The organism is Streptomyces sp. NPDC026394 (genome assembly GCF_055567735.1).
Genome location: NZ_JBVHPX010000001.1, coordinates 474,324 through 491,200, shown reverse-complemented (window position 1 = coordinate 491,200; position 16,877 = coordinate 474,324). Strand labels below are relative to the sequence as shown.

7 protein-coding genes are annotated in these 16,877 nt (G+C 68.3%); 6 read left to right on the top strand and 1 reads right to left on the bottom strand.

Annotation, left to right across the window (positions count from 1 at the left end; translation table 11 throughout):
* The first annotated feature begins 4 nt into the window (after window positions 1-4).
* The 4 genes from ACZ4QV_RS02105 to ACZ4QV_RS02090 all read left to right on the top strand — a co-directional run bounded on the left by ACZ4QV_RS02105 (window position 5) and on the right by ACZ4QV_RS02090 (window position 13,611).
* Window positions 5-3,016: a DEAD/DEAH box helicase gene (locus tag ACZ4QV_RS02105; protein ID WP_361634201.1), complete on the top strand. Its 3,012-nt coding sequence runs from the start codon at window positions 5-7 to the stop codon at window positions 3,014-3,016.
* 34 nt (window positions 3,017-3,050) lie between these two features.
* Window positions 3,051-8,243, top strand: a complete 5,193-nt coding sequence (locus ACZ4QV_RS02100; protein WP_361634204.1) for an Eco57I restriction-modification methylase domain-containing protein — start codon at window positions 3,051-3,053, stop codon at window positions 8,241-8,243.
* Window positions 8,244-9,267: 1,024 nt separating this feature from the next.
* The gene (locus ACZ4QV_RS02095; RefSeq protein WP_361634206.1) at window positions 9,268-9,693 is read left to right on the top strand and encodes a hypothetical protein; all 426 of its coding nucleotides are present in this window, start codon (window positions 9,268-9,270) and stop codon (window positions 9,691-9,693) included.
* Between the two features lie 6 nt (window positions 9,694-9,699).
* A complete protein-coding gene (locus ACZ4QV_RS02090; protein ID WP_361634209.1) occupies window positions 9,700-13,611 on the top strand; it encodes a caspase, EACC1-associated type in 3,912 nt (1,303 codons plus the stop codon).
* A 38-nt stretch (window positions 13,612-13,649) separates the two neighbouring features.
* Here ACZ4QV_RS02090 and ACZ4QV_RS02085 read toward each other — a convergent pair whose 3' ends face one another.
* A complete protein-coding gene (locus ACZ4QV_RS02085) occupies window positions 13,650-14,711 on the bottom strand; it encodes a beta family protein (RefSeq protein WP_361634212.1) in 1,062 nt (353 codons plus the stop codon).
* Window positions 14,712-15,030: 319 nt separating this feature from the next.
* Between ACZ4QV_RS02085 and ACZ4QV_RS02080 the strand changes: the two genes are divergently transcribed.
* Both ACZ4QV_RS02080 and ACZ4QV_RS02075 read left to right on the top strand, forming a co-directional pair.
* The gene (locus ACZ4QV_RS02080; RefSeq protein WP_361634261.1) at window positions 15,031-16,227 is read left to right on the top strand and encodes an AAA family ATPase; all 1,197 of its coding nucleotides are present in this window, start codon (window positions 15,031-15,033) and stop codon (window positions 16,225-16,227) included.
* Window positions 16,224-16,862 (top strand): hypothetical protein, encoded by a 639-nt coding sequence (locus ACZ4QV_RS02075; protein ID WP_361634215.1) that lies wholly within the window; start codon window positions 16,224-16,226, stop codon window positions 16,860-16,862. The genes ACZ4QV_RS02080 and ACZ4QV_RS02075 overlap by 4 nt, the downstream gene beginning before the upstream one ends.
* Window positions 16,863-16,877: the final 15 nt, after the last annotated feature.

The window sequence follows — 16,877 nt, the reverse complement described above, 5'->3', positions numbered from 1 at the left end:
ACGGGTGACCGCCGTCCAGACCAGTGCGGAGCAGAGCGGTGCCACGGCCGGCCAAGACCAGTACCCGGCCGGTGCCCAGGTGGTCGTGCGGGACGAGGAGTGGCTGGTCAGGAGCTCCATGCCGACGACGGACGACGGTACCCGGATCGAGGTCGTCGGGGTGTCGGAGTTCGTCCGCGATCAAGAGGCCGTGTTCTTCTCCGGCCTGGACCGCATCGAGCTGCTGAATCCGCGTGCGACCGCTCTGGTCATGGACGACTCCCCGAACTACCGGCGCTCCCGGCTCTTCCTGGAAGCGGTGCTGCGCCGTACCGCACTCCCCCAGTCGGAGCGCCGGCTCGCCCTCGCCGACTCGTTCCTGATGGACCCGCTGCCGTATCAGCGGCGCCCCGCCGAACTGGCTCTGTCCGGCGCGAATCTCCGCCCGCGGCTGCTGATCGCGGACGTGGTGGGTCTCGGCAAGACCCTGGAGATCGGTCTCACACTGGCCGAGCTTATCCGCCGTGGTCGGGGCGAGCGCATCCTGGTCGTCACCCCGCAGCACGTGCTGGAACAGTTCCAGCACGAGTTGTGGACACGTTTCGCGATCCCCCTTGTACGTCTCGACTCGGTCGGCATCGAGCGGATCCAGCGGGAGATCCCGGCCGGCCGCAACCCCTTCACGTCCTTCAAGCGGGTCATCGTCTCCATCGACACCTTGAAGAACACCGACCAGTACCAACACCATCTGGAACAGATCCGCTGGGACGCGGTGGTCATCGACGAGTCACACAACCTGATCAACCGTGGTTCGCTCCGCAACCAGCTGGCGCGCACCCTCGCCCCCCGCACGGACGCCTTGATCCTGGCCTCGGCCACCCCGCACAACGGCGACGCGAGGTCCTTCGCCGAGCTCATCGACCTGCTGGACCCCACGGCGATCCGGGACCCGGAGAACTACCGCGCGCAGGACATCGACCACCTCTTCATCCGCCGTACGAAGATCAGCCCCGAGGTACGGGAGCAGATGAAGGGCCAGTGGGCGGACCGGGGCCCCTCCCACTCCGTGCGCTGCCCGGCCACCGCCGCCGAGGAGAAGATCTTCGAGGAGCTGGCCGCCGTCTGGCTGCCCGGTGACGGCGGCGCCTCGGTGAGCTCGGTCCCCCTCTTCCCGTACACGCTGCTCAAGTCGTTCCTGTCCTCCCACGCGGCGCTGAGGGCCACGGTCTCCGCGCGTACCAAGACGTTGGAAAAGAAGGACGACGCTCAGACCACCGCAGCCGAGCTGGCCGCCCTGCACCGGCTTTCGGAGCTGGCCGCTGATCTGTCCGTGGAGGATTCCGCGAAGTTCGCCGCCCTAGTGCACCAACTCCGCGAGGAGATCGGCGTCGGGCCCGGTTCCGACGAACGGGTCGTGATCTTCTCCGAGCGGGTGCAGACCCTGGAGTGGCTGTCCGAGGTGCTGCCCGCGGCGCTGGGCTTCAAGGGGCGGGCCGCCCGCGACTGCGTCCGCGTCATGCACGGCGGTCTCTCCGACGAGCAGCAGATGGCCCGCGTCGAGGAGTTCGGCCTCGCCGACACGCCCGTACGGGTCCTGCTGACCGGAGACGTCGCCTCCGAGGGCGTCAACCTGCACCGCCAGTGCCGCCAGCTGGTGCATTACGACGTGCCGTGGTCGTTGATCCGTATCGAGCAGCGCAACGGCCGTATCGACCGGTACGGGCAGGCGCGGCCCCCGGAGTTCCGCGCGCTGATCCTGACCAGCGAGGCCGAGGGGGCCAAGGACGACACGGTGGTCGCTGAGCGGCTGCTGGAGCGTGAGGATCAGGCCCACCGATCCCTGGGCACAGCGGAGGCCGTGACCGGCCTGTACCGGGCGGAGGCGGAGGAGAAGTCCCTCATCCAGGATCTGCTGCGCGGCAGAACCGTGGACGAGTCCCTGGACGCCCACCGCGCCGGCGCGGACGCCGAGGACGCGGGGCTGAACGACTTCCTCGCGGACTTCTTCGGCCCGGTCGGTGAGGAGGTGGCAGCGGAAGGGCCCTCCGAGGGCGACTCGGACGCGGCCGGTACGCAGGAGTCCTCGGCCCGACGCGCCGCCGCAAGTCCCGTGGTCCCCCGTCTCTTCGACTCGACCGCGCATTTTCTGGACGAGGCGCTGCGTGAGGTGTACCCGGACGCCCGCGAGCGGCTGGAAATGGACCGCGACCAGCAGTCGGGGCTGCTCTCGTTCCGGCCGCCGGCAGAACTCGTCCACCGTCTCAAGGCGCTCCCCCTGGACTACCTTCGCGAGCAGCGGCTGCGCGAGCGGCTGCTCGTGACCTTCAACCGCCGCCTCGCCGAGCACTCCCTCCAGCGGGCCCGGGAGTCGTCCACGTCGAGCTGGCCGGAGATCTCGCTGCTGACGGACCTGCATCCGGTCGTCGAGTGGCTCACCGACAAGGTTCTCGTCGGGATGGGACGCCAGAAAGCCCCGATGATCACGGCGAATGTGGCGGAACCCGTCTATCTCGTCCAGGGCGTGTACTCGAACAAGCTGGGCAGGCCCACCGTCGTGAAGTGGATGGGCGTCACCTGGCAAGAAGCCTCCGGGGAAGGGCTGGTGGACGGCGACATGGTGTCGCTGCTGGGCCGCTGCGGTGTCGGCCCCACCATGGCGAACAAGCTCCGCTACCGCGACCCCGAGCCGCTGAGCAAGGCCCTCCCCCGCGTGCTGGACACGGCCGAGGCGTTCCTCGACGCGCACCGGGACGCCTGGGACGGGCCACTGCGGGAGCCCATCGAGCAGTACAAGCTGCGGCTCGGCACCTGGCGTCAGCCCACACTCGCCGGGGAACGCACGAAGGAACGCCTCGCCGACCTCGCCGACTCCTTGCTGACGACCGGCACGCCGCTGCTGCGAGTCCTCGCGGTGCTCCTGCCCGACACGGACCGCAAGGACGGTGACGACGGGCCGCCGCCCGTCTCCCTCACCGCCACGGCCGCATCCGCCTCCGTGTTCCGGTTCCGGCCCTCGTCCGCGCCCTCCGCCCTCTGACCCCGGTCTGTGACCTTCTGAGAGAAGCCCTTTCATGACGTACGACTCCCTGGTCAACCGCGGCGACTACTTCTCGGCCCACTATCTGGCCGAGGTACTGCCGAAGGACCTCAAGTCGGGCCTGCTACAGGTGTGGAAGGAACGCGAGGAGGCGGCGAAGCCGTCCGCCGGGAGCGAGCGCGGCCCGGACGCCGCGGTTCTCACCGCGGCGGCGCCCGGCGGCGACGAGCTGCCGATCACCCCCCGGGCCGGCCTGCGGGCGCTGCGCCGCGACTACTTCCGCGCGCGGTCCTTCTTCGCCGTCCCCACGGACAACGACGGCCTTCCTGTAGTGCGGGAGCGCGAAGAGAAGGAGGCCACTTACGGCGACGCCAAGTGGCGGGAGCGAGTGCACTCGCTCAACGCGGAGGTGCTGCGCGCCCTCGGCTACGACGCCAAGCCGACTACGCTCACGGTGACGCGGGCCGGGCAGACGTACGAGATCCCTGTCGCCCACGCCGAGAAGGGCTTGGTCGCGGTCGACTGCGGTTGGGCCGCCGAACCCGACGCGGCCCTCGACAAGAATGGCCGGGGCCGGCTGCTGGAGCCGGTGCCGCTCGACGGCGCGGCCCCCGTGGAGACCGGGGACAAGCTGGCCAAGTTCCTCTTCGCCTGCGAGGAGCCGCCTCGGTACGTGCTGCTGCTCGGCGGCGGCGTGATCGTCCTCGCCGACCGCGCGGTGTGGGGCGAGAGCCGGTACCTCGGGGTTTCCCTGGACACGGCGCTCCAGCGCAACGACACCAAGGTGGGCGGCGAACTCGACACGGTGGCCGCGCTGTTCAGCGCGGACTCGCTCCGCACCCCGGAGGAAGGCGGCGAGAACCCGCTGTCCGCGCTCGTCGACAAGTCGGCGAAGCACGCGGTGGGCGTGTCCAACGAACTGCGCGACGGCCTGCGCAAGAGCGTCGAGCTGATCGCCGGCGAAGTGCTGGAGCGCCTGCGCGATCAGGGCGTACGTCCGGAGGACATCGGCGAGCTGCCGGAGCTGGGCCGCCGGCTGACGCGCGAGTCGCTGCGCTACCTCTACCGGATTCTGTTCCTCCTGTACGCGGAGGCCCGCCCCGAGCTGGGCATTCTGCCCGCCGACTATCCCGAGTACCACCAGGGGTACGGGCTCGGACGGCTCGGTGAACTGATCGCCGACCGGGAACCGATCGGCGACACCGCCCGCAAGGGCTTCTACCTGTACGAATCACTGGACCTGCTCTTCAAGAAGGTGCAGGACGGCTACCGCTCGCTCCGCACGCACGGCGTGGAGGCGGCCCCCGACGGCGCCGACGCGAAGACCAGTGAGGACATCGGTCTGCGCTTCGAGCCGCTGCACAGCAAGTTGTTCGAGCGGGAATCGATCCAGTTGATCGGCGCCGACAGCCTCGCCGATCCGCGCTTCGACTCCGACGAGGCCCTGGCCCGGGGCGAGTCCGTCCGCTACCTCGACACCCGGCTGCGCAACGCCACGCTCCACCAGGTGCTGCACAGCCTGATGATCACCCAGGGCAGGAAGGGCGAACGCGGCGGCTTCATCTCGTACGCGCAGCTCGGCATCAACCAGCTCGGCGCGGTGTACGAGGGGCTGATGTCCTACAGCGGCTTCATCGCGGGCGAGGAGCTGTACGAGGTCGCCAAGGGCGGTGACCCCAAGGACGGCTCCTGGCTGGTCCCCAGGTCGAGGATCGACGACTACGACGACGCGGTGTTCGTACGGCGCCGGGACCGGCACACGGGCGAGAACGTCCGGGCGCGGTACGCCCCGGGTTCATTCGTGTACCGCCTCTCCGGCCGCGACCGGCAGACCTCGGCGTCGTACTACACGCCGGAGTCGCTGACGAAGGTCACCGTGCAGTTGGCCCTCCAACAGCTTCTCACCGAGGAGACGGGTGCGCGGGAGCTGCTGGACTGGAAGATCTGTGAACCAGCCCTCGGGTCGGGCGCGTTCCTCAACGAGGCGATCAACCAGGTCGCGGTAGAATACCTGCGGCGCCGCCAGGTCGAGACCGGGCGGTCGATCGACACGGAGCAGTACGCCGTAGAACTCCAGAAGGCCAAGGCGTACATCGCCCTGCACAACTCGTACGGCGTGGACCTCAACGAGACGGCCGTGGAACTGGCCGAGGTCTCACTCTGGCTCAACACCATGCACCCCGGAATGGAAGCCCCCTGGTTCGGGCTGCACCTGCGGCGCGGCAACTCCTTGATCGGCGGACGGCGGGAGGTGTACGGCGCGGAACGCCTCAAGAAGGGCGGCTGGCTGGGAGCCACTCCGGAGCGTTTCACGTTGGCGGACGCGGTGGGCGGTGCGTCGCTACCGGAAGGGGCGGTACATCACTTCCTGCTCCCCGCCAAGGAGTGGGGCGCGGTCGCGGCCGAGAAGGAGGCGAAGGCGCTCGCCCCGCAGGAAGCGAAGGCGCTGGGCGCATGGCGGAAGGCCATCACGAAGTCCCCGACGGCGAAGCAGACGGCCCGGCTCCAGGGGCTCGCCCGGCGGGCCGAGTACCTGTGGGACCTGGTCGTACAGAGGCTGAAGCTGTCGGAGCGGGACATCTCCCGGCGGATCGAGGTGTGGGGCGCGGAGAGCGACTGGCTGCGGCGGCCGAAAGTCGCGGTACAGCGAGACGCGGTGCTGGCCGACCTCCACGCCGAGGACACTCCGTACTGGCGGCTGAAGACGCTCATGGACACGTGGTGCGCGCTGTGGTTCTGGCCGGTAGAGAGCGCGTCGCTGCTGGACGGTACGGATGAGCGGTACGTGCGGGCCGAGGCGCTGGCGGAACGGGCGGCTGAGTTCGAGGCGGCGGGGGCTGCGGCGCTCGCCGAGGGGACAGAGGCCAGTGAGGAGTCGGGGGCCGGTCCAGAGGACTCCGGCGTCCTGATGGTCTGGGAGGCGGACGCCCTGCCGGGCTTCACCGCCGAGCCGAAGCAGATGACCCTGACGCGTGACTCGGTGTCGCGCCGCCGCACCGGACGCCGCACGGAGCAGCTCAAGGGGCAGCGCCGCGAGGTCATTCCGCTGGCGAAGCTGGAGGACTGGCTCGACTTCGCGGAGGCGCTGCTGGGCACGCAGGACGTGCCGGAAGAGTCGTTGGTGTCGACGTTCAGCACGCTGGACGACTTGTCCGTGTACGAGGACGAGTTGCCCGAGTGGATGGGCATGGAGCGGTTCCAGCGGCTGGAGGACCGGTTCCTGTGGGCGGGCGTCGCGAAGGATGTGGCGAAGGCTCAGGGGTTCTTCCACTGGGAGTTGGAGTTCGCGCAGGTGTTTGCGCGGGGTGGGTTTGACTTGCAGGTGGGGAATCCGCCTTGGGTTCGGCCGAGGTGGGAGGAGGACATAATTCTTGCCGAGCTGGAGCCGTGGTTTGTACTGACAGAAAAACCCAGCGCATCACAATGGCGCCTCCAAAAGGAAGAGACGCTGGCCACCCATACGAACGGTAAGACATTTCTCCTCAACGAGCTAACCGCTCACGCAGGAGCCGTCTCTACGCTCGGCAGCCCCGTCACCTATCCTCTCCTACTTGGCACCCAAGGCGACCTCTATCGAGCCTTCATGGCTCAGGTGTGGCAGCGCATCTCACCTCGCGGTAGCGCGGGCTTGATTCATCCTGATACGCACTTCGGCGGCATTCGCGAGGGAACTATCCGAGCTGCGGCATACCGGCATCTTCGGATCCATGCACATTTCGTCAACTCGGCGAACTGGGCGTTCGAAGATCTTTCCCGGTCCCAAGAATTTGGGATGCACATCTACGGCACGCCGCAGGAGCCCAACTTTGTTCACGTGAGCCAACTCCGCGATGCTGATGCACTTCCTAACTCGCTGACCCACGACGGACAGGGCACAGCTCCTGGCATTAAACATAATGGCTCGTGGGATATCCGACCGCACCGTGAGCGTGTGGTTCACGTGGACGCGGCCTTGCTGACCAGTTGGCACGCCCTGACGGGGTCGGCGGGTGGGGCGACACAAACCCCTCTGCTGTATCCGGTCCTCGTCGGCGAGCAAGGGGCAATCGAGGCTCTGGCTGCCTATGGCAGCAGTCTGGCCGACTACCGCCCGATGATCACTAGCGGATACCACGAAGCCGGCGCCAAGAAAGACGGACTGATCCGCTGGGGAAATCAGGCCGTCACCAAGTTGTCGGACGTCGTCCTGCAAGGGCCGCACTTCTCATTTGCGCTGCCTTTCTCTAACGAGCCTATGATTCCTTGCAAGAATCAAAGACACTGGAACGCCCTTGCGCCTACCGAGCTCCCCGAAGCACATGTCCCAGTCACTAACTACATGCGAGCCACCGACGAGTCGACATATCTGGCAGCACAAGAGTCCTGGCTCGGAAAATCCTCTACTTCGCACTTTCGACTGGCTTGGCGGAGGATGATCCCCTTCAATACCAGCCGAAGCTTGCATGCCGCCCTTATTCCGCCTGGCCCCGCCCACATCGACGCGGTACATTCATTGGCGTTGACGGACGAGCGAATGACTGTGCTCAACGCAGGATTTTGGGCATCGCTGCCACTGGACTACTTGCTTCGTATCACTGGTCGCTCTGACCTTCGCGTCGCTGAGGCCCATAAGATGCCTGCCCCTGATCCGGAGCACCCCCTCGCCCCAGCCCTCCTCCTCCGCAGCCTCCGCCTGAACGCGCTCACCACTCACTACGCCCCTCTTTGGGCAAAACTATTCGACCATCACTGGGCGGGCTACGAAGACTGGGCCAACCCCTGCTGGCCCCATTTGGGACCGCTCGCCGCCGGCCTCAAGCCCGCCTGGGAGTACGGCACCCCACTCCGCACCGAACACGAGCGCCGCGCCGCCCTCGTGGAACTCGATGCCCTCGTCTCCGTCTGGCTCGGCATCACCGCCGACCAGCTCGTCGCGATCTTCAAGTCGCGCTACCCACAGCTGTACGCCTACGAGTCGGATACCTACTTCGACGTCAACGGCCGCAAGATAGCGGGCGACTTCAACACGTACGGGCACGGCCAGACCAAGCAGGACTACCTCGATCTCCTCGCCCACCTGGAGGACCCGGACGGCACCCCTCCTCCAGAGGGCTACCAGGCCCCCTTCTACAAGGCCGACCGCGAGGCCGAGATGAGGGCTGCGCACGCCCACTTCCAAGCGCGGTTGGACACGGAGATCACCGATGGGCACTGGACCCCGCCTGCTCGTGGAGAGGTACACACGTAGCCGGTGGCCACGGTCGGCGAAGGTATGCCCCTGCAAGTTGTCAGGGGCAGATCCTCAACGACCCGCCAGGGTGTCTCCACCGGACGAGGAAGCCGACAAACGCGGCCCAAGCCGCAGCATCGATCACAAGGCCACGACGGACTGTGTCTTTGGAGTCCCCTCATCCGGAACAGCTTCGGCTGCCGCCCGAAGACGCGCAGGATTCCATAGTTCGCGCCCGCCTCCTCGTCGTTCCAGAATCCTCTTCGGTAGTCGGCTCCATCGGTTCGCTCGTGTCCCGTACCGCCTCTCCGCACAGCGCGGCCCCCGCGTCGACCTCACGCTCCGTACCGCCCTACACGCCTCAGTTGGTCACGAACGGCGACCAACCGTGTGCGCGTCGCATCTCATCACGGTAAAACCACGGCGTCAGCGTGGACGCATGAACAGCGAAACTCGCCCCTCACCAGGGCCAGCGTCCGCCCCGACGCGCCCTGGGGGTTCTCGATGTGCCTCACGTCCTCCCATCGCGGAGCGAGCCATTCCGTCGTCTTGTCTCGCACCGGCCGGACTGCTGGGGCTATCCGTACACCGGCGACGTCAACGAGACACTGTCACTCATCGCTTCGGAGGTGACCGCGAATGCCGTTCGGCACGGCTACGTCCCCGACCGGGACTTTCACTTGCGGCTGACGGCGAGCGGCGACAGTCCGCGCGTACTGCGCGTCGAGGTCACCGACACCCGCACCGAGCGCGTACCACTGCTTACGTCCCAGGAACCGCCCGGGGAAGAGGAGTCGGGGCGGAGCTGTTCATCATGGCGCGCTTGGCGTAGCGTTGGGCGGTCGCACCGCGCGTAAACGGCCCCTGCAGGACCGTTTGGGCGGAGTTGTGGGTGCCGGGCGAGTCGTCCGCGCCGTCTCGGCCGGCGGATTTCCCGACGGCTGCTGACGGGCTTCCGTAAACGTGCGCGCCTGCCGCCGTGCCGACTATCGTCGTGCGCCTATGCCTCCGTCAGGAGCACGGCAGATCAGGGGGAAGCACTGTGGCCACCACGCCCGAGAACCGGACCGGGTACCGGATCTCCATCATCGACGAGGATCCGCTACGGGCGCGCAAGGAAGCGCGTGAACTGCTGGCCGGGATCGCCGACGTCGATCCCGGGGCGGCACTGGATGTTCCCCGGCAGGGCCCGCCGGCCGAAGAGACGGACAAGGGAGGGCTGACCTCCGACGCGATCGGGCTATTGATCAGCGCCGGTTCACTGGTCGCCGCCGGGGTGCAGATCTGGCTGGCGCGCGTACCGCAGCGGACGATCGTCGCCACGCGGCCCGACGGCGCGACCCTGCGCATCACCGGCAGGGAGGCCCGGGAGGACGACGGACGGATCGACCGGTTCCTGGCGGGTGATGCCGGAACGCCTGATCACACGGATGATGACGGCGACGGCGACACGTCCGCGACGAGCTGAGCGCGCATGACTGACAACGACCGGTTCGCGCTGCTCGTCGGCGTGTCCACGTACGACAGCGAGGCGTATCACGATCTGCCGCCCGTGCGGGCCGACCTGCACTACATGCGGGCGGTGCTGGAGAACACCGAGATCGGCATGTACAACGAGTGCGGGATGGTCGCCGAGCCGACCCGCGCGGAGATGCTGCACGCCATTGAGACGTACCTGGCGGAGCGGCAGCCCAGTGAGACCGCGCTGCTGTACTTCAGCGGACACGGCGAGTTCTGTGAGGCCGACAACCAGCTGTACTTCCTGACCAGGGATACGGACCCGGATGATCTGCCGGGTACGGCAGTCCCGGCGGAGTTCCTTGAGCGGATGCTCCAGTCGTGCCGTGCCTCTTCGAAGCTGGTGCTGCTGGACTGCTGTTCCAGCGGCTCCGTCGTACAGGGCTGGACTGCGAAGGGGCCCGCGGAGGGGCCCGCGCGGCCCGCGCCGAGCACACTGCTGCGGCCTACCGGCGTGTACTTCATCACCGCATCCGACGCCCTCCAGTCGGCGTCCGCGATGGCGCCGCCCGGATCGGATCTCGGTACGTCCCGGTTCACCGGGGAGATTGTGGAGGGGCTGCGCAACGGACGGATCAAGGGTGGCGGCTGGATCACGCCGGACGACCTCTTCGACTACCTCACCGCGCAGATGGCTCGTGACGGCGTACCGGAGGAACAGCGCCCCACCAAGTCCACCATCAGGGCGACGCGGAGCCTGCCCTTCGCTCGGTCGGTGGCGCGCCCGGTGCACATCCCGACGCTGCCGCACGACGCTGCCGAGGCCGCGCGGCGCTCCCCCGCCCTGCTGAAGGCCCAAGACCTGGCCGCGCTGGACGCGCGTGACGGCGTGGACTGGCAACGGCTGCTGCGGTACTACGCGCACTGCCTCACCGCGCAGGCGGCGGCCGCCATGCGGCCCGACCGTGACAGCGGGCGCGACTCGAAGTACTTCCTGCTGGCCCAGGGCGAGGAGACCATCCAGTCGGGTCGCGGTTCCACGTTTCCCGCGCCCGGACAGCTGCCCAAGCCGCAGAGCAGGCCGGCCGGAGCGGGCGGCGACGGGGGCGCGGGCGCACGGCAGGAGTACTGGTACGGCTATCCGGCGATCACGCTGCCCGTACGAGGAGGGGGCCAAGGACGCCGTACGGCGGTGGAGCTGGCGCCGCTGCTCATCCAGCAGATGGAACTCGCGCCGGACGAGGAGGGCCGGGACGTGCTCCGGCCCAGTGGTGTGCCGTCCCTGCACACCGGTGTCGTCTCGGAGCTGCTGGACGCGGAGGACGCGGCCGATCTCGTCGCCCGCTGGCAGCCGGCCTGGCAGGAGGGCAACGACGCGCAGATGCTGCGGGCCGTACGGGAGCTGCTGGAAGAACTGGGGCTGGCGGAACTGGAGCCGCTCGATCCGTCCGCGCTGAGCGAGCGGTCGGTGATGCAGGCGTTGCGGCCCGGTGCGCACAACGCGGCCGTACTGCTGGCGCCTACGGGTGTGGAGGCCATCGCCACGCAGGCCCTGGTGGACAACCTGCTGCAGATGTCGGCGCGGACCGGGCAGATCTCCGGCACCGCGCTGGACGCGCTGCTCAGCGGCGGTGGAGACGACGGCGCACACACCACGTCCACCGCCGTGGTGGCTCCCGGGCCGTGCAACGAGAGCCAGGAGCGGGTCATCTCCGCGGCGATGACGCGGCCCCTTACGGTCTCGACCGGGCCGCCCGGTACGGGCAAGAGCGAGGTCGTCACAGCCGTGGTCACCACCTGTGTCGCCGCCGGGCAGTCCGTACTGGTCGCGTCGACGAACAACGAGGCCGTGAACGTCGTCGCCGAACGCTGCGACGACATCGCACCCGGCCTGCTGATGCGCACCGGCAACTCCGAGGCGCTGGAGCGCGAGGCGGAGAAACTGGAGCGGCTGCTCGGTGAACCCGCTCCGGCGCCGCGCCGCGGGTCGGCCACCGTGGGCGGGGAACTGCGCAACTCCCGGAAGGCGGCCGACGGACTGCGGGTGGAAGCGGCACTCCGCGTCGGCGAGGAAGAACGGCTGCTGAAGCTGCTCCGGGACCGGGAGGAGCGGGCTGCCTCACTGGATCTGCCGCTGACGGTCCTGGACGGCATCTGGACGGCCGACCAGGACGGTGTGGCCGCGCTCAAGCGCTGGGAGGACAGGGCGCGGAAGGCGGCCGGGGCCCGCTGGTGGCTGCTCGGCACGTGGCGCCGGAGCCGCTCGCTCGCCGCGCTGGTCTCGGCGGTGGCCGGTGCCCCGGAGGGGGACGTGCCGTCGTGGCCGGCATGGGCGACCGGGCGGCCGGTGCCGCCCGAACTGCTGGAATCGCTGGCGGGTGCGGTAGCCGTGGAACGGGAGGTGCGGGAGCTGGTTTCCCGGCACGGGGAGTGGGACGAGGAGAAGCTGCGGCAGTCGCGGCTGGAGGCGGCGGACGGGCTGTCCCGGCTGTCGGCGGAGCTGTCCCGGGCGGTGTCCGCCGAGACGCTGACGAGGGCACCCGGGCTCATGAGCCAGCGACTCCAGGCGCTGCGGCGCCGCTCGGGCTACCAGCGGAGCCAGAAGAACCTGATGACTCACATCAAGGGGTGGGCCATCAGCACCCATTCGGTGCGGCAGCTGGAACTCGCTCCGAAGCTGTTCGACCTCGTCGTCATCGACGAGGCGAGCCAGTGCTCCATCCCCTCGGTACTGCCGCTGCTGTTCCGGGCGCGCCGGGCGCTGATCATCGGTGACCCCATGCAGCTGGGGCACATCCCCGGCGTGTCACCGCAGCAGGAGCAGCAGGCGCGGGTCAGAGCCGGGCTGAGCGCGGCGCAGCTGGAGGACCACCGGCTCACGTACCACGTGTACTCCTCGTACCACGCGGCCGAGCAGCACGGCGACTCGGCGCTGCTCCTCGACGAGCACTACCGGTGCCATCCTCGGATCGCCGACGTCGTCAACGGCTACTGCTATGCGGGCCAATTGCGGGTGCTCACCGATGTGCGGCGGCAGATCCCGGCAGCCGACCCGGTGGGTGCCGCCGACCCCGCACCAGTGCTGGGCTGGGTCGACGTGGCGCACGGCGACTCGGCGCGGGGCGGCGACGGGCGATCCTGGCGCAACGCGACGGAGGCCGAGGCCGTACGGCGAGTGGTGGACGAGCTGCTGACGCGGCTGCCGCAGGACGCCACGGTGGGGGTGGTCACGCCGTTCCGGGCGCAGAAGGAGGCACTGGCGCGGGTGTGGCGCGACGACGACCGGGTGCGGGTCGGCACGGTACACGCCTTCCAGGGCGGGCAGCGCGACGTGATGGTGCTGAGCCCGGTGGCGACGCACAACACGCCACCGCGCACGACGCACTGGGTGTCGAGCCAGGTCAACCTGTGGAACGTGGCCGTCACCCGGGCCAAGTCACAGCTGATCACCGTGGGCGGTCGCGCGTTCTGGCAGGAGCAGAGCGGTCTGCCGCAGATCCTCGCCGGACGCTCGGTACCGCTTGGGTCGGAGGCGGGCGAGGACGGCGACGAGTCGACGCTGACGGCCGCTTATGCGGCGGGGCCCCGGTCAGGAGGGTCCCGCGAGGAACTCGCCGACCGGCTCCAGCAGTACCTCGCCGAGCGCGGGATTACCAATCTGGAACGGGCCGCGATGGTCGGCGGGCATCCGGTGGACCTGCTGTTCACCGCGGCAGGGGAGAACACTGCGGTGCTGATCGACCCTGGCCCGCCGCATGGCGGCGACGCGGCTCGGCACTTGCGACTGACACACGCGCGGAGCGAGTTGCTGACCGGGCTGCCGTCCGGGGGCCATGGGGCGAAGGCGTGTCCGGTGGGGCGGACGGTTCGGGTACCAGCGTGGCGGGTGCTGGCAGGCGAGGCCGCGCTTGCGCCTCTCTTCGACTGATCCGGGTGTGCTCCGGCGGGTGGGCTCGACCACCGGGCTCAGCTGCTGGGCAGGCACCGGGCGACGTACGTGATGTGCTGGGCGTTGCCTGTCCAGAGCCACTGAGTGTGGGTGCCGGAGCCTGCCTTCTTCATCATGAGCCCGGTGGCGCAGTCGCGCAGCCAGGTCTCGCCGGCGCTGGCGGCCGCTCCCCGGAAGCCGGGCAGATCACGGATCAGGCCGGCGGCGGCCCGGATGCCCGCCGCACGGTCCGGCCCTACGTTCAGCACCTTGCACAGCACGTACGAGCGATCAGTGGTGTAGCGGAGCACTCCCCAGGGCGGCCCGCCGCCCCCTGGCGCCGTGGCCAGGGCCGTGGCGGGCTGCACACCGTAGTCGCCGAACCGCAGCCGTGGCAGGCGACCTCGGGGGTCCGCCCGTATCTCGTGCCACATGTCCCAGTCGGCACGGGGCTCTTCGTGCAGCTGCCCCAATTCCAGTAGGCCATCCGTGGCCTGGGGGAACCCCCCACCGAGCACGGCGACGTTCCGCCAGTCGTCGGGACCGACGACCAGAGCTTCGAGAGCACGCAACGCTTCCTTGCTCGCGTCGGGGCGAGTGGGCAGCACACTGCCCAGGTCCAGCAGCAGATCGACGGGGATCCCCTGGCCGACCCGGGCCAGTAGTCTCCTGACGGATTTGACGTTGGCCCCGTCCCACTCCCCCGGCAGGCGGACACGGATACCGACCCCACCGCCCCTGCGGCGGGCGGTCTCCATCGCGACTGTCTGCTGGTCCTCGCTCCGCTCGGGCCCGGTCACCGGACGAAGCAACGGAGAGCACGCGCTGCACTCGGCCAGGATCTCGGCGAGTGCGAGCGTCTGTGCGGCCTCCGCAAACGGGGCGTCGATCCAGCCCGGGTGGTGGCGGTGCACACGCTGTACTTGGAGCAGTTCCTTCTGCCATGGAGCCTGTCCCAGCGCTGCCGGAGGCATCCCAGGAGAGGGCGGGAGGTTCCAGAGAGGCGCCACCGCTGCCTGTGTGTCAGGCCAGAGCCGTTCATAAGCTATTCGGGCATGCTGGCGGACGGGCAGAACGGGAACGTAGAGCGGTCCGGACATCGCGGCTCCCCTTCGGAACTGCCCGCACGCTTTCCCTTCTTGTCAGCGTCGTCGCACGTCAAGGCCCCGTAAAGAGGTCACTTTCAGCCTGATTGGCCGAAGTGCACGAGAATCTGGTGACGCTGTGAAGCAAGTTGTACGATTCGTCTTGCTCGGTGGTCGAACGCGCCAAGTGGACCTCACGCGTGGGGGACTGGGGCGCGCTCAGCGGCTCTCAGTACCGTCTGCCGTGCGCCGACCAGTTCAATGACCGGGTCCCTGTCGCCCGGCTACTCCAGGATGGGCGCGAGGGTTGAACCACCGGATACTCGGTCTGACGGTGCGGAACTTCCGGACCCTGACCGACATGAAGCTGCCGCTGGGCCCGCTGACCGTCCTGTCCGGTCCGAACGCGGCAGGCAAGTCGAACGTGTTGCAGTCTCTCCAGTTCCTGGGAGACGTCGCGAACACGGGGATCGAGGCGGCCCTTGAGGACCGCGGCGGGTTCGACGTCCTGGCCTTTCGCGGTGGCCGCAAACCGGTGTCGCGGATCACGGTGAGCGTCGAGGGGCTCTGGTCGGATTACGCCTCGGAGGAAGCACCCGACCGCTACGAACTGAGCATCTCCCGCCCTCGTCTCCCCGAAGGGGCACGCGCGCGCTACGCGCAATACCGCCGCGAGTGCTTCGTCCAACACCCGGCAGAGGGCAGCGAGACCTCGGTGGAACTGACGAGCAGCTCGCTGAAGGTCCACAGCGCTCTGCCGGACGACCGCACGGCCGGTATGGCCGACATCAAACACATGACATCGGCCCTACACCTGGGACATGTGCCCTCGCTGTCGGAGGCCGCTCCATCCACCCGCGCCGTGACCGACCTGAAGCGTCATCTTTCCGAGATCCGGGTGTTCGATCCTGATGTGCGTGAGGCTCGCAAGCCCTACGGGATCACTGATTCCGGGCGATGCCTGGAGAGCGACGCCGCCAACCTCGCGGACTTCCTGCGCAGACTCAAGGAGGACGGGGACGACGCCTGGGACATGCTCCTGGAAGATGTCAGAACCGTCGTACCCCAAATCCGGGACATCCACCTCGTCAAGCCGTCACCCGACGCGGTGAACCATCGCACAGCAGTGGAGTTGGAGGAGACGGGTCTCCGTGGCCGAACCCCCCTGACGGAAGCGTCCTGGGGCACAGTCCGGATTCTCTGCATGCTCGCGATCTTCCACGATCCCAATCCCCCCTTGCTGACCTGTATCGAGGAAGTGGACCACGGGATCCATCCTCACGCTCTGGAGTTGCTGGCCGAACGGCTCCGCGAGGCCGGCGAGCGCAGCCAGTACCTGGTGACGACCCACTCCCCGGTTTTTGTCAACAAGCTCAGCATCGATGAGTGGGTCCCCTGCGACCGTCGTAAGAGCGGCGCCTCGGTCATCCCTGCCCGCACACCGAAACATATCCGGGGCGTCGTGGAGGAATCCGAGCACGAACCTCTCGGCGATCTCTGGTATTCAGGCTCGGTAGGAGGGGCGCGGTGAGCCCCCGTCGCCCTGGTAAGAGACGATCTGTCATCGTCGTCGCTGGTGAGAGCGGAAACGATCGTGGGGTTCTCAAGAAACTGATACCGGCCCTTTACCCCGGGACGTGCCCCAGAATCGAAGAGATCAAGGACGAGATCAGGCTGGCGGCAGCCATCGAGCAGCTCAGCCCGCGAGTCGAGGTGATCCGCAAGAGGGCTCTCGCCAGGGCCAAGGACTGCAACGCCGAGCTGGCCGGCATAGTCGTGCACGCCGATCTGGACACCGTGGCCGACGACAGGTACGACAGCGTGCGCGCCAATGTCACGGCCCAACTACGCGCGGGGCTTCCCTGCAAGTCCGCACTGGCGTTGGCCGTGGCCGAGATGGAAGCCTGGCTGATGCAGTTTCCGGATGCCTTTCCCAAAGTGAAGCCCGGCTGGGAGATGCGTCCTCAGGACTGCGGTCGCGATCTGGCACTACTGCTCAAGCCGAAGGAACACCTGAAGAAGCACCTGGGAAAACCGACCTATGTCGAATCCCACTCTCCAGCCATCATGGAGGCGGCGGTCCAGCACGGTCACGTGAGCTCACGCCCCAGCGGCAACAACCGCTCGTTCCGCGACTTCGCCGACGAACTGGCGGGCTGGAAGTAGAGCGGGCACCGAGCT

Excerpts from the sequence above, each read along its gene's own strand:
- ACZ4QV_RS02100 (WP_361634204.1), top strand. The coding sequence starts at position 3,051 with ATGACGTACGACTCCCTGGTCAACCGCGGCGACTACTTCTCGGCCCAC.
- ACZ4QV_RS02090 (WP_361634209.1), top strand. The coding sequence starts at position 9,700 with ATGACTGACAACGACCGGTTCGCGCTGCTCGTCGGCGTGTCCACGTAC.
- ACZ4QV_RS02085 (WP_361634212.1), bottom strand. The coding sequence starts at position 14,711 with ATGTCCGGACCGCTCTACGTTCCCGTTCTGCCCGTCCGCCAGCATGCC.